This window comes from Pseudomonas sp. H3_E04 (genome assembly GCF_054668915.1).
Map to the genome: position 1 here is coordinate 1,476,682 of NZ_CP162797.1, position 14,572 is coordinate 1,491,253.

General features: G+C 56.6%; 12 protein-coding genes. 5 read left to right on the forward strand and 7 right to left on the reverse strand.

Annotated features, from left to right (window positions below; translation table 11 throughout):
- The first annotated feature begins 195 nt into the window (after positions 1-195).
- Positions 196-1,650 carry a TrkH family potassium uptake protein gene (locus AB4N53_RS06645; RefSeq protein ID WP_460119200.1) on the forward strand — a complete coding sequence of 485 codons (1,455 nt, stop codon included), beginning with the start codon at positions 196-198 and terminating at the stop codon, positions 1,648-1,650.
- Positions 1,651-1,709: 59 nt separating this feature from the next.
- Here AB4N53_RS06645 and AB4N53_RS06650 read toward each other — a convergent pair whose 3' ends face one another.
- The 7 genes from AB4N53_RS06650 to AB4N53_RS06680 all read right to left on the reverse strand — a co-directional run bounded on the left by AB4N53_RS06650 (position 1,710) and on the right by AB4N53_RS06680 (position 9,450).
- Positions 1,710-2,195, reverse strand: a complete 486-nt coding sequence (locus tag AB4N53_RS06650; protein WP_460119202.1) for a DUF6130 family protein — start codon at positions 2,193-2,195, stop codon at positions 1,710-1,712.
- Positions 2,196-2,317: 122 nt separating this feature from the next.
- Entirely contained in the window at positions 2,318-4,708 is a 2,391-nt protein-coding gene (locus AB4N53_RS06655) for a TonB-dependent siderophore receptor (RefSeq protein WP_460119204.1), read from the reverse strand.
- Between the two features lie 121 nt (positions 4,709-4,829).
- A complete protein-coding gene (locus AB4N53_RS06660; RefSeq protein WP_460119206.1) occupies positions 4,830-5,810 on the reverse strand; it encodes a FecR domain-containing protein in 981 nt (326 codons plus the stop codon).
- Positions 5,797-6,315, reverse strand: coding sequence for a sigma-70 family RNA polymerase sigma factor (locus AB4N53_RS06665; protein WP_051600722.1), 519 nt, complete (start codon positions 6,313-6,315; stop codon positions 5,797-5,799). The genes AB4N53_RS06660 and AB4N53_RS06665 overlap by 14 nt, the downstream gene beginning before the upstream one ends.
- Positions 6,316-6,500: 185 nt before the next feature.
- Positions 6,501-7,394, reverse strand: a complete 894-nt coding sequence (locus AB4N53_RS06670; protein ID WP_460119208.1) for a LysR family transcriptional regulator — start codon at positions 7,392-7,394, stop codon at positions 6,501-6,503.
- A gap of 95 nt (positions 7,395-7,489) precedes the next feature.
- Positions 7,490-8,230 (reverse strand): SDR family NAD(P)-dependent oxidoreductase, encoded by a 741-nt coding sequence (locus tag AB4N53_RS06675; protein ID WP_460119210.1) that lies wholly within the window; start codon positions 8,228-8,230, stop codon positions 7,490-7,492.
- A 323-nt stretch (positions 8,231-8,553) separates the two neighbouring features.
- The gene (locus AB4N53_RS06680; RefSeq protein WP_016774759.1) at positions 8,554-9,450 is read right to left on the reverse strand and encodes a LysR family transcriptional regulator; all 897 of its coding nucleotides are present in this window, start codon (positions 9,448-9,450) and stop codon (positions 8,554-8,556) included.
- 503 nt (positions 9,451-9,953) lie between these two features.
- Here AB4N53_RS06680 and AB4N53_RS06685 point away from each other — a divergent pair.
- From AB4N53_RS06685 to AB4N53_RS06700, 4 genes are all read left to right on the forward strand, one after another.
- The gene (locus AB4N53_RS06685; RefSeq protein WP_071172471.1) at positions 9,954-10,604 is read left to right on the forward strand and encodes a hydrolase; all 651 of its coding nucleotides are present in this window, start codon (positions 9,954-9,956) and stop codon (positions 10,602-10,604) included.
- A 382-nt stretch (positions 10,605-10,986) separates the two neighbouring features.
- A complete protein-coding gene (locus AB4N53_RS06690) occupies positions 10,987-12,699 on the forward strand; it encodes a sigma 54-interacting transcriptional regulator (protein ID WP_324175087.1) in 1,713 nt (570 codons plus the stop codon).
- A gap of 298 nt (positions 12,700-12,997) precedes the next feature.
- Positions 12,998-13,576, forward strand: a complete 579-nt coding sequence (locus AB4N53_RS06695) for a nuclear transport factor 2 family protein (protein ID WP_016774755.1) — start codon at positions 12,998-13,000, stop codon at positions 13,574-13,576.
- A gap of 233 nt (positions 13,577-13,809) precedes the next feature.
- Complete coding sequence (locus tag AB4N53_RS06700; protein ID WP_071172469.1) at positions 13,810-14,502, forward strand: hydrolase; 693 nt, start codon at positions 13,810-13,812, stop codon at positions 14,500-14,502.
- Positions 14,503-14,572 lie beyond the last annotated feature (70 nt).

Sequence of the window (14,572 nt, forward strand, 5' to 3'; positions counted from 1 at the left end):
TCGTTTGATGCGAAGAGGGCTGGCACTGGCGGCTTCGGCCGATTCCTGCCTGTTGCGAAGGACCGTAATTGACTCCTAGCCACGCTTTGACTCCCGCAGCCTGACTGACTGCAGGTAAAAATTTTACGGAGAATTTACGCAGTCTTTATTGAGGGCACCCGATACTGCGCGGCGCTAATTTGGAACGCTATCGTGATGTCCCTCGCAGCAATTCGGCTTATCGGCTTCATTTTGGGTATTTTTCTGATCACCCTGGCGGTAAGCATGGCTATACCCATGATGACGCTGGTGGTCTATGAGCATAGCGACGATCTGTCGGCCTTTCTCTGGTCGAGTCTGATTACCTTCATCTGTGGTCTGCTATTGATCGTGCGAGGTCGTCCGGAGACTGGCAATCTTCGGCCCAGGGACATGTACCTGCTGACTACCGCGAGCTGGGTTGTTGTGTGCGCCTTCGCAGCTTTACCAATGGTTTTCATCAGCGATATCAGCTACACCGATGCGTTCTTTGAAACGATGTCGGGCATCACAACCACTGGCTCGACGGTACTCACCGGTCTGGATAGCGCCTCTCCCGGCTTGTTGATCTGGCGTTCCATGCTGCACTGGTTAGGCGGCATCGGTTTTATTGGCATGGCTGTCGCGATTCTTCCGCTCTTGCGAGTCGGCGGCATGCGTCTTTTCCAGACAGAATCCTCGGACTGGTCGGAGAAAGTGACACCACGTTCTCATGTCGCAGCCAAGTACATCCTTTTGCTCTATCTGGGCCTGACGGGTATCGGCACTTTGGCGCTCTGGCTCGCAGGAATGACCCCATTCGAAGCGATCAACCACGCAATGTCGTTGATCTCCACCGGTGGGTTCTCGACGTCGGACTCCTCCCTCGGGCATTGGGAGCAACCAGCAATTCACTGGGTGGCGGTAGTCATCATGATTCTGGGCAGCCTGCCATTCACCTTGTACGTCGCAACCTGTCGGGGCAATCGGCGTGCGCTGATCAGGGATCACCAGGTACGCGGGTTTATTGGATTCTTGCTCGTCACATCGCTGGCTGTAGGTACCTGGCTGTATTTGCACAGCGACTACGGATGGTGGGACGCATTTCGTATCGTGGCGGTCAATGTGACCTCGGTCGTCACGACCACCGGAATTGCAGTTGGCGACTACACCTTGTGGGGCAGCTTCGCTGTGTTGCTGTTTTTCTATCTGACCTTCGTCGGAGGCTGTTCCGGCTCAACGGCAGGCGGGCTGAAAATCTTCCGTTTTCAGGTGGCCGCCGCGCTTCTGGTCAGTAGCTTGAAGCAGTTGATCCATCCCCGAGCCGTGATTCAGAAAAAATACAACGGCCATCCCATCGACGAGGAAATCGTCCGCTCGCTGCTGACCTTCTCGTTTTTCTTCACCATCACGATTGCCGCCATCGCTTTGGGCCTGGCGCTGATCGGGCTTGATTGGATTACCGCCCTGAGCGGCGCCGCTACGGCGGTGTGTAACGTCGGCCCCGGCCTGGGCACAATCATCGGGCCGGCAGGTAATTTCTCGTCACTGCCGGATGCAGCCAAATGGCTACTGACTGTCGGCATGCTTCTGGGCCGGTTGGAAATCCTGACGGTGTTGGTGCTCGTGACCCCGGTTTTCTGGAGATATTGAGCCAGTCAGTCGCTGGCAGAGACGCCGATTGTTGCCTGTTTCGGTGAATAGCACAGCAGTCATGGTTTTGCCGCGTGATGATCGTCAGGACGGGGAGCGTCCATCGGTTTCTTCTCCGGCACTGTAAAACTCACTGTCGTACTGGTGATGATCTGGTGCGTCGGATCGGCCACTTCCAAGAGAACCTTGTGAGGACCGGGCGTTAGCCCGACCAGGATAATCGGGTCTTCACTGGTGTGCGCCCACGTACCTTTCCAGTCATCGACGGTCACGTGAAGGTGACCTAAACGTGGTGATACCTCGGCAGCCACCTTGCCAAACACCGGCATGATCCTGGCGTGCTCTGTTCGAAACTGGATGATGACCACTCCACGGGCGAGCGGCTCGGCGAGCGGCGGGTAGGCAATGAGTCTCGGCGCGCTCTCGGATGCCAATGGCAGTATTGCCGGTGGAGAATCGCTGTCTGCTGCCCCTTGTCCGAGCACGGATGTGCAGAAGACGACACCCAAAGCCAGGGCCAATATTCTTCCGGGAGCGAGGGACATGATCTGTTTCTCCGCGTGATTTCATTCAAGCGTAGATCAACCTGGGTATTGCCCGTAGTTGACGATGCCCGCCGTAACGCGGGCACCGTTTCCTGAACGGGGAAAAACGCTTACCCGCCGGCTTACCAGTTGTAGCTCAGCTTGGCAGTAATCTCGCGGCCCGGGTTGTAGAAGTTCGCGGTGCCGGAGCCGACCACGTGCTGCTCGTCCAGCAGGTTGCTGACGTTTACCGCCAGATCAGTGCCCTTGGCTATCTTGTAGTTGAAGGCAGCGTCGAACAGGGTAGTGCCATCGCTTTTGCCGGAGTTGGCTGCATCGAAGTAATAAGCGCCGACGTAGCGTGCACCCAGGCCCACGCTGACATCGGTGGCGGGTACGTCGTAGTAACTCCAGAGCGAAGCGGAATGCTTGGGTGCCGTGGCGAACTCGTTACCCTTCAGCGAGCTGCCGTCGAACAACGAACCACGCAATACTTCGGACTCCATATAGGAATAGCCGCCGATCAGGCTGAGGTTCTGCGTTACCTGCGCCTTGGCTTCCAGGTCGAGGCCACGCGCCCGCGATTCGCCTACGGTCTGCTGCTCGATGATGCCGCTCGGCAGCACCACAGCGATGGTGACGTTTTCCTGGGTCAGGTCATACACGGCGGCGGAGAACAGTGCGTCCATCCCCATCGGCGCATACTTCACGCCCACTTCGTACTGCCTGCCTGTCTGCGGTGTTACGCCAACCTGCGGCGGCGAGACGGATTCGACCATGCTCACGTAGGTTGATACTTCATCGTTGACAATATAGGTCAACGCACCTCGGTAGGAGGTTTCGGAGAAGTTGTCTTTCTCGGTGGATTGCAAGCCTTTGCTGGTCAGGTCCATCGAGTCGTTGCGCACGCCCCCGGTGACGATGAAACGCTCGTAGAACGACAGGTTTTGCTGAAGGAAGACGGCCTTGGTGGTCGCGTCTCGTTTGTTGACGGCATACGGCGCGATTGAGCGTGGAACGCCAGTAAACACAGGGTTGGCAATATCGATCGGGGTCGTCAGGGCGTAGACCGAGCTTTCCTTGGTGGTCGAATCGAGGTACTCCACGCCCACCAGGCTGCTGCTGTCGATGTTCTCGAAGCGGGCATCGTATTGCAGCATAAGATTGCCGTTGAACTGGTCGGCGTCAGTGTCGGTTCCAAACAGGTATCTATCGACGGTGGTACCGACACGTGCGGTGCTGTCGCTGAGGTACACGTAGCCGAAATCATCGGTCAACTGGCTGTAACGCAGATTGCTGCGCAGCACAAAACCGTTGTCGAAATCATGGGTGACGTTACCGCTGAGGCTGGTGCGCTCGACATCGTGGAAGTTGTAGCTGGGCTCGCCATAAAACTTGCTGCGGTCGTATTCCCGATCCAGTGGATAGCCGCCGCTGTTGGGCGAACTCTCGGTTTTCAGGTAATCCAGAATCATCGTGGCGGACGTGTAATCCGTCGGTGCCCAGGTGAGGCCACCCATAAACAACTGGTTGTCGTCCTGCGAATGATCGTACTCGCGATCGCTGTTCTGGCCTTTGGCAGTAAAGCGGCCGGCCAGGGTTTTCTCGTCGTTCAGCGCATCGCCGACATCGATGCCGGTCTCGACATGGTCAAACGAGCCGTAGGTCACATAGCCCTGGCCAAACTTCTCGAAGCGCGGCTGTTTGGTCACGAAATTCACCGAACCGCCCGGGTCCGCAGGGCCAAACAGGGTGGAGTTGGCGCCACGCAGAATCTCGATGCGCTCATAGGCGAATGGGTCTTCGCGTACGCCGCGCATTGAGCTGAGGGTCAAGCCGTCACGGTAGGTGGTGGCCTGGAAGCCGCGGATCTGGAAATAGTCGTTGCGATCATCCGTACCATAAAAGTCACTGACCACGCCCGGCGTATATTGCAGCGCTTCTTCCGTGGTGCTGACGCTGCGCTGCTGCATTTCCTTGTTGGTCACCACCGACACCGATGCCGGTGTATTGAGAATGCTGGTGGGCACCTTGCCGCCAACCCAGAGCTCCTTGGCGACCACGGAATTGGTGTCGTCGTCGGCACTGACCCGGACCTTGGCATTGATGATGAGTGGGGCGAGGCGGTAATCCTCAACAGCCGTTGCGTCGAGTTCCAGCGGGCCGGCGGTTTTTGCTTGAGGGGTCAGCAGGTAAGCATTCGGGCCTTGCTGTTCGATCTGCAATTCGCTGCCCTGGAGCAAGGATGACAGCGCTGCCGATGTATCGAGCGTGCCACTCACGCCAGCCGTGGTGCGGTTCGCCACACTCGAGGCGTCGAAGGAAAGGCTGATGCCAGCTTCGCGCGCAAAGCGGTCAAGCGCCGGCGCCAGGGGGCCGGGGGCGATATTCCACTGTTTGACTTGATTGCTGTGATCAGCGCCCGAGGTTTGCGCCAGCGATGGCAATGTGTAGCTGCTCACGATCAAACCCAAGATCGCACCGTGCATGGCACGACTTAATGGATGGCGCTGTGAAACCGGGGACGAACTCATTTTCTCGCTCCAAGAAAGGACATCGGCAGACTGGCCTGTATTCCGGCCTTCCTTACAGGTCGAACGAGAATGAGAAACCACCTCATTATTTTTCAGGTGGCAAAAAAATATTCGGGTGGAGTCAGGTGGCAGCGGTTACGGTGACCCAATAACGGGTTCGGTAATCAATGTGCAGGCGCAGTGACTGCGCGATCAATGCCAGGACCCGATCGTTGTCGGCGAGCTGGAAAGTGCCGGAAACGCGACGATCAGCGACGTCTTCGGCGCAGCGCAAGACTCCTGGGCGATAACGCGACAACTCTGCGATAAAGTCACCAAGGCGCATATGGTTCGCACTGATCACACCGTCACCCCAAGCCCATAGATCAAGGCCGTTGTCCCTGAACGTTCGGGTGTCACCTGAGGTGAACAGCAGTTGGTTTCCTGCCAGGACGTTGCGGCTCGCAGACGCTTGACCGGAACCGGGGAAAACCGTGACTGATCCTTCCTGGGCTGCGACCAGAGTACCGTCGTCACGCTCGCGGACCAGAAAGCGCGAGCTGTGGGCTCGCATAATCCCGTCGCGTGATTGCACCCACAACGGTCGCGCTTGCGGCGAGTGTTGATCCGCACCGACATTCACGATGATTTCACCACGGCGCAGGATGATCAGGCGTCGCTGGGCGTCGAAATCGCTGTCGACGGCGCTATCGCTATTGAGCTGGATAAGGCTGCCATCATCGAGTTGGAAACGTCGTTGCTCGCCGGTGCTGCTGCGCTGCTGTGCAAGCATGGAGGGCAGGGGGGTGTAGTCGCGGCCGAGCCAGGCTGCCGTGCCGACCGTCGCCAATACGCCCAGTAGCTTCAGGCTTTCCCGCCGGCGCATTCCATGTTGGGCGCCCTTAAGGGTTTGTCGAGCCAGTTGAGCTGGCACGCCTTCGAATTCATCGCCAAGCGTTTCCACACGCTGCCACGCCAACGCATGCTCCGGGCGCTGCTGCAGCCAGTGCTCGAAAGTGCGCTGTGTCTGTTCATCGGCTTGATTGAAGCGAAGGCGCACCAGCCATTGGATCGCCTGCTCGACAATGGCCGGATCCAGCGCCTCGGGCTCAGGCCTCGACATAACGCAAGCGATAGCAATGTTGCAGGGCTGTGGCCAGGTCGCGTTCCACCGTCGCGCGGGAAACTCCGAGCTTTTCGGCGATTTGCGCGCAGGTCAGACCGTCGAGTCGGGCAAATAAAAACGCCTGGCGTACTCTTGGTTTGAGCGAGTCGAGCAGACGGTCTATGCGCTCGAGCGCATCGAGAATCATCAGCCGGCTTTCTTCCGATGGAACCTCGTGTTGAGGCAGCAAGGTGATGCTTTCCAGGTAGGCACGTTCGAGTTCGCGACGACGATACTGATCAATCATCAGACCGCGGGCAATGCTGCTCAAATAGGCGCGTGGCTCGCGCAGGGCGCCGGACTGGTGACGGTGTTTGAGCACACGGACGAAAGTGTCCTGCGCCAGATCTGCGGCGTTGTCGCGACAGCCGATGCGCCGGATCAGCCAGCCCTGTAACCACGAGAAGTGGGTGCGATAGAGCAGCCCTGGATCTGCAGTACCTAGTGTTTCGTCGCTACGCATCGGCATCCCGGGACATACATGATTGATAATGAATCGCATTCTACTCAGGCGATTGATCTTAGGCAAACATGCGCAGCTCAGCGCCTGCATGCAGGCGAATGGCATGGTTGTGCAGGAACTATGAGTGGAAGATGCGTCCGGCAATTGGATAGATTGAACGCTCGCCGTCCCGAGTGGCTTGCCTTCTAAAGGGAGAGGACGTTGCCCGGGCTCACATCTGCGAACCAATCGACCAGCATGTCCGTCAGCACCCGTATCTTTCGCGCAGGGTGCTGGCTTTGGGGGCGAACAATGTAAATACCCGCCGGAACAGGGGGATATCTGTGCATGACGGACACCAATGCGCCAGATTTGATGTGCTCGTCGATGACGCTGTCAGAAAGGTACCCTAGACCCAGACCTGCAACGGCTGCCACGGCGAGCGCGACAGGATTGTCAGCCTTGAAGCGCCCTTGGGGATTAACCATGATGGACTTTTGGCCATCCATAAACCGCCAGGTTTCCGCACCTTGCATAAGAGATTCATGCGTAAGAATCTCGTGGGGAGCCTCTGGCGCTCCATGTGTATTCACATAGCCTGGGCTTGCCACGAGTTTGCCGTGAATGCTGCCCACACGCTTTGCGATGAAATTGGAGCTCTGTAAATGGCCGACCCGAATAGCACAATCGAAGCCCTCGCCAATCAGATCGACGATACGATCGCTGTAACTTGCATGAATGTGCAGGAGAGGGTGGCGTCGCCCCATTTCAGCAAGCACGGGGGCAATATGTGTCGGGCCGTACGAGATCGGTGCTGCGATCCGGAAGCGGCCTCGAAGGTCTCCATCTGGAACAATGGCGTCCCTTGCCGCGTCAAACTCAGCGACGATCCGCGCCGCATACTCTCGCAAGGCGGCTCCCGCTTCGGTGACAGCAGCACCACGGGTTGTCCTGGCCAATAGCTGCACACCCAGTTGGGTTTCCAGCTTCAGAAGCCTGCGGCTTATTATCGATTTCGCAACACCCAGTCGCCGGGCCGCCGACGAAACACCGCCCGCGTCGGCTACCTCGACGAAGGTTCGAAGATCATCAATATCCAATGCTTCCTGCCTCTGCAAATGGCCATTAGTGCGTTTCAACCCCTGACCAACAGTCCATGGCTGCCGTCCACTGCGGACAGCTGCCTGAGCGTTAGTCAAGCGATCGCACCGCCGTCCACGGTCAGGATGGCGCCAGTGATCAGGCTCGCGGCAGGACTGGCCAGATAGACCACCGCACTCGCAACCTCGCGAGGCTCGCCAAAACGTCCCAAGGACGACAGGCTCCGCTGAAAGTCGCCGGCGGGGCCGTCGGCTGGATTTGCGTCGGTGTCGACCGATCCCGGCTGAACAAGATTAACGGTTATGCCGGTGTGGCCGAGTTCACGTGACAAACCCCGGGTGAATGCGAGCAACGCCGACTTGGACATTGCATAGGCTGTTACACCCGCAAAGGGCACCCGCTCTGCCAGTCCCGAGCCAATTGTGATGATTCTTCCGCCAGCGGGCAGATGCGGGATGACCGCCTTTGCGAACAGGACGGGGCCTCGCACGTTGATATCCATCAGTGCTTGATAGTCGTCTACATCAATGTCGGCGATCATTCCGTTCAAGCCGATAGCCGCGCTATTGACGAGAATATCGAGGCCGCCCAGCGTCGAGATGGCCTGCGCGACTGCGCATTCAATGGCTTGCGGGTTGGCACTGTCGGCTTGAATCGCGATAGCACGACGCCCTTTATCAGCGATGAATTTGGCCACTGCCTCAGCTTTTTCCGTCGACTGCTGGTAGGTGAACGCAACATCGGCGCCATTCTCTGCCAGTGCCACTGCGATAGCGGCGCCGATCCCGCGAGCTCCTCCCGTCACCAACGCACGTTTTCCTTCCAAATCGATCATTACTCACCTGTCTGGCATGCAGTTATTTGGCCGCGCGCATTCACCAGGGATGGTGCAAGCGTGCCGATACGGGGGCGGATATTAGGGATCCAGTTCCTTGGTTTGTAGTCTCGTGGGTTGTATTACTGTGTCGCACAAATCGGAACATCCAACCGGGTGTTGGCGTTATTCGCGAGTGAGGAATGAAACTTTGGAGAAATATTCGGGTGCGCTGATCAGGACTGGACGTATTAGCCGCGATAGCTCTGATGGATCAATAAGTAAGCCTGGTATCCATACTTTGCTTTCAGGACTCACTCGAAGGGAGCTTGCAATCGGGTCTTTCAGCTCTGTGGCGACTCAGGAATATGTGCCGCCTGGTCGCAGTATTCAAGCAGCAATTCGGTGAGCACCCTTATCTTTCGCGCAGGGTGCTGGCCTGGCGGTCGAACTACATAAGCGCCTGCTGGAGGCGGCGGATAATCCGTCATGATCGCTACAAGTGCGCCGCTCGCCAAATGCTCATGCGTGACCCAGTCAGGTAACCAGGCAATGCCGATGCCGGCCAAAGCTGCGGCCAGCAATGCGGTGCCATTGTCGGCTTTGAACGTTCCCTGTGGGCGCACCGTAACCATCGTGTCACCATCCATGAATGACCACGATTCATTGCCTTGCATCAGTGCTTGGTGGCTGACGACTTCGTCGGGTGTTTCGGGCGCTCCATGCGCCTTGATATAGACGGGGCTTGCCACCAATTGGCCAAAGATCGGTCCGATACACCGGGCGATCATGTTGGAATCGGGCAGGTAGCCCACCCGTATCGCGCAGTCATACCCCTCGGCGATGAGGTCAACGAAACGATCGGTGTAGTTCGTTTGCACATGAAGCTGTGGGTGACGCCTGGCCATTTCCGCGAGGATCGGCGCGAAATGTATTGGCCCCAAAGTCAGGGGCGCGGCGATCCGCAGGCGGCCACAAAGCTCGCCGGAAGGCAAGATCGCATCGCGTGCCGACTCGGCCTCAGCGCATATTCTGGCGGCGTAGTCGCGGAAGGTCGCCCCAGCTTCGGTAAGGGCCGCACCGCGGGTGGTACGCGCCATCAGTTGCACGCCCAGCTCTGCTTCCAGGCGGGCAAGCCGGCGACTGACGATAGATTTCGACGTGCCCAGGCGCGTTGCCGCACGGGAAATGCCGCCGGCATCGGCCACTTCTACAAAGGTTTCAAGCTCTTCTATATCCATTTCCACGTTCCTTTTTTTGTCACGCAGCTACGCACGGAATGCGACTACCAGAACGTACATCTGAACTGCACATTACGGAGTTCGCGCCTTGGCGCCAATAGCGGTTCCCGGGGACGTCCTGATCTGTGCGTACATGGGGCCGCTTTTCGAGCGGCCGGCAGTGCGTGCGAGTGTCGACAAGCTGCTACAGGATGTATTGCGGGGGCGTATACGGGTTGTCATTGAACGGGCCTTTACCCTATCGCAGGCTGCTGCGCATGACTTCGCGGAGCGAAGCAAACCGCTGGGGCGCGTCGTCATGAAGCCGTGAAGCCATCGCCAGAGAATGGCAGCAAAAACCGTGGCGTTCCTCATTCCGCGACACAGTTAGTCATTCGCTGCTACTACCCGAAGGTTTGAGGGCGCTGCACAGTGCATGAGGCATCGCCGCTCATAAGGCGCGCTGCACGGAAACTGATCCCGCAAATAAACGTGCCAACCCACGGCAACAAGAGGATGGATTAATGGCTTTTCGTAACGGTCTTGCTTCGCTTCTTCGTCCAGAAGACTCCGTACTTGTGTTGATCGACCACCAGCCTTTTCAACTCACCAATCTCAATAGCCACGATCCGCACGCAGCGGTCAACTGTGCGACAGCATTGGCGAAGGCTGCGAAGGCGTTTAACGTCCCGACCATTCTGACCAGTGTGATTGCCGAGCGTGGCGGTTGGATCTTTCCGCAAATCACCGACGTTTTCCCCGGTCAGGAGGTGATTGACCGAACGCTCATCAATACTTGGGAAGACAAGAAAGTAGTGGACGCGGTCAAGGCAACAGGCCGCAAGCAATTGGTCCTGGCTGGCCTGTGGACTGAGGTCTGCGTCGCCATGCCAGCGATTCAAGCACTAGGCGAGGGCTGGGACGTTACCGTGGTCACCGACGCGTGCGGTGGCGTTTCGGTCGAAGCCCATCAAGTCGCCATCCAACGCATGGTCGGCGCCGGGGCAAATGTCATGACCTGGTTGGCAGTCATGGCTGAATGGCAACGCGACTGGGCGCGCCTCGATACGGCAGGCGCTGTAACCGATGTGCTTCTCCAGCATGCTGCAGGTAGCGGCATTGCTTATCTGTGGGAGCAGCAATTGCTCGACACGCCGGTACCCGCTGAAGGTTGATCAGCACGGGAGTGAGGGACCAATGAAGTACCGCTTTGCCAGGGAGGCGCCCCATTCCCGCGTTCATCGACGGCCGATACTGAAGGCGTGCATTCGCAATCTGCTGGGATATTGCGAATGACCAATACCTAGTCCAACACAGCACATGGCCGGCTCGGGCCAGATCACCAACATTAAGCCTGGCTGTGACTTTGGCGCTTGGTAACTGCCTTCATCTGCCCGCGAAGCCCGTGCACCGTCATGTCTTTGCATCGGGAGGCCCGCTGGCTCTGCGTAGCAATGCACTAAAATCCCTTCATATCGCGATCGATTGTTTCGGTGCTTTCACTCGGCGCCACAGCTTGATCAAGACCGCTCAAAACAATAATCGAGGTCTCTCTCAATGGCTGTCAGTTACAACCCTGAGCTCCACTATTCCGGCTTTCACGACCTGAGCGACCAGGTTCGTTTTCAAAGCACGGAAGGCAAGATCTGGTTTGGCGAGCAGCGCATGTTGTTGATGCAGGTATCGGCGATGGCTAATTTTCGCCGTGAACTCATCAATAGCCTCGGCGTCGACCGCGCCAAGGGGTTCTTCTTGCGCCTTGGCTACCAGTCTGGACTCAAGGATGCGGAAATGGCCCGCAAGCTCAGACCAGACAGTCCGCAGTTGCAGATGTTTCTGGTCGGCCCGCAACTGCATTCCCTCAAAGGTATGGTCAATGCGAAACCCATTCAGTTAGAGCTGGATCAGGAGAGCGGCCATTTTTATTGCGAGCTCGAATGGATTGACTCCTTTGAGGTCGAGACTTGCCTGACTGAAGTCGGCCTGATGGAGGAACCAGTTTGTTGGTCTTTGTTGGGCTACGCCTGTGCTTACAGTTCTTCATTCATGAAACGCGAAATCATCATCCAAGAAACGACCTGTCGCGGATGCGGGGATGAGCGCTGCATCATTATTGGTAAACCTGCCGAGGAATGGGAGAACGCCGCAGAATTCAGACAGTACTTTCAAGCCGATCCAATCATCGAGGAGCTGTATGAACTGCAATCACAGATCAGCTCTCTGCGTAGAAGCCTGGAGAAGCAGGAAGCTCAATTCTATGGAGTAGGGCGCTCGCCTGCCTATTTGAAGGTATGCCGGATGATCGACAAGGCTGCCAAAGGAAAAATTTCCGTCCTGCTGCTCGGAGAAACTGGCGTCGGCAAGGAGGTCATCGCACGGAGCGTGCATCTGCGCAGTGATCGCGCCGAGCAAGCGTTTGTCGCAGTGAACTGCGCTGCCATTCCTCAGGACCTGATTGAAGCCGAATTGTTTGGTGTTGAGAAAGGCGCTTTTACCGGCGCCAATCAAACCCGCCCAGGACGCTTTGAACGGGCCAACGGAGGGACGATTTTTCTAGACGAGGTGGTGGAGCTGACGCCCAGAGCGCAGGCGACATTACTTCGGGTACTGCAAGAGGGTGAACTGGAACGGGTAGGCGATTCCCGAACCCGCAAGATCAATGTGCGAGTCATCGCTGCTACCAATGAAAGCCTCGCCGACGCCGTCGAAGCGGGCCGGTTTCGCGCCGATCTTTATTACCGCTTGAATGTGTTTCCGGTGCAGATTCCCCCACTGCGTGAGCGACTTGAAGATCTGCCACTGCTGGCCGAGCACTTTATAAGCAAGTTTCACTTGCAATATCACAAGCGAACGCTGGGTTTATCAGACAAAGCTCTTGAATTGTGTCGCCGCTACGCCTGGCCGGGGAATATTCGCGAATTGGAAAATACGATTGAGCGTGGCGTCATCCTGACCGACAGCAACGAGACCATAGGCCAGGATGCACTCTTTGCAGTCTTCCCAAAAACAGACGATTCGCACGGTGATCGTCTCAACTCTGATGGCGCGTTGGTTCAGGCTGGCGGTGAAGAACCTTGTCCCGATTGGGTTACGCAGATCTTTGATAAAAACATCAGCCTGGATGCTGTGGAAGAACGGCTGATGCGCCGCGCCATGGAGCTTTCACACCAAAACGTCTCGCAAGCCGCTCGCATGCTCGGCTTGACCCGGCCGGCACTGGCCTATCGCCTGAAGAAAAGCGGCTTGTTGCATGACGAGAGTCTTGAGTGACTTTGCGTGGCCGCCTGGCGGTTCACCGTGGACCACGCTCGAGCTGGATTGATCAAATCAACAAAACCTCGCCGAGACTTCATCAAATGATCAAACAAGCCCTTCGATAAACTCCGAGCCCGATACTCGCGACACCACATTAAGTTATATGTCATTGATAAATATCGATTTATATAAGTTTTATAAAATTGGCATAGCCCTTGCTCCAGTACCAATTGTCGCTTTTCGACGCGTAGCAATTTGCAACATGGGTTGGATGACCGCGAATCGCAAAATCGTACTCATAAATGGAGAGTTCATGAATACTCGAAGCATCAAATTGATCACTGCAGCAATGGCGCTCGCCTCATGGTTAGTAACAATCACTCCAGCGTCGGCGCAGTCAGCTACTGAAGCGCAATCTGCTGCTTCACTAGCGGTTGTCGTGGAATTCCTGGCCAATACCGCACCCGATAAAGTCGAAGCCGCGGCAATGAGGTTGGCAGCTCCAGACGCCACCTATGTTTCTCTAAACTTTGACAATCCAGAACTCAGAAAAATCATGCCGTGGACCGGCACAAACAAAGGTCCCAAAGCCTTTAGCTCTTTGTTTTTGCAGGTCTCAAACTACTGGAAAATCGAAGACTTTACGATTACTACCAAAATCGCTTCCGGCGAAGATGTCGCGATTTTCGGTAAGTTCACCTACCGCTCCGTGGCGGTCGGACATCTGTTCACATCACCGTTTTCCATCCATGCGAAAGTTCAGGATGGAAAGATGACCTATTTCCAGTTCATGGAAGATACCTACGCGTCTGCCAGTTCGTTCCGGCAGTCCGGTTCATGGACCGTGAAGACATCCAAAGATGCACTTCCCTTCAAGGTGGGAGCGAATTAGCCGCAGATGATGTGCACTTGCAAAAGCAGCTTGGCAAGCGTTTTTCGGGCATTTAACTGAACCCCGCGAACGCGGCTGAACAATGCTGCATTCGTAAATTCAAGGGGCTTTTCGGCACCCCTGAACTCGTCCGGAAAGTGGCTTTTAGCCCTACCAGGACGGGTCGCGTTCTGCTTGCGCAGCCACGCATAACGCCGCTTTCGTATTGCTCTACTTACCAAAGGAAATCCGCCATGTCCAACAAGTACTTAGAAATACTGACCCCGCAAAACAGCCAAGTGATTTTCATCGACCACCAGCCCCAAATGGCCTTTGGTGTGCAGTCGATAGATCGGCAGGTGCTGAAAAATAATGTCGTGGGGTTGGCCAAGGCTGCCAAAGCGTTCGGCATACCTACCACCATCACGACTGTGGAAACCGAGGGTTTCTCTGGTAATACATACCCCGAGTTGCTAGCGGTATATCCGCAGAACAAAATCCTCGAACGTACTTCAATGAACTCCTGGGATGACCAAAACGTTCGTGATGCCCTGGCAGAGTCCGCCATTGCCGGCCGTAAGAAGATCGTCGTATCCGGCCTGTGGACCGAGGTCTGCAACACGACCTTCGCACTGTCCTGCCTGCGCGATACAGACTATGAAATCTATATGGTTGCCGACGCCTCGGGTGGCACCTCGATCGACGCGCACAACTACGCCATGGACCGCATGATTCAGGCCGGTATCGTACCGGTTACCTGGCAACAGGTGCTGCTCGAATGGCAGCGGGATTGGGCGCGCAAGGAGACCTATGAAGCCGTGATGGGGATCGTGCAGGAACATTCCGGCGCCTACGGGATGGGTGTGGATTATGCCTACACCATGGTGCATAAGGCGCCTGAGCGGGTGCAACATGGCGAGCACATCGGTCCAAACCCTGCTAAATAAATCCGTTATGCAAGAGCTGTCGCGCAGCGCTGACGCGATAGCTCCACCCATCGGCGTTATTGTCCAAAAC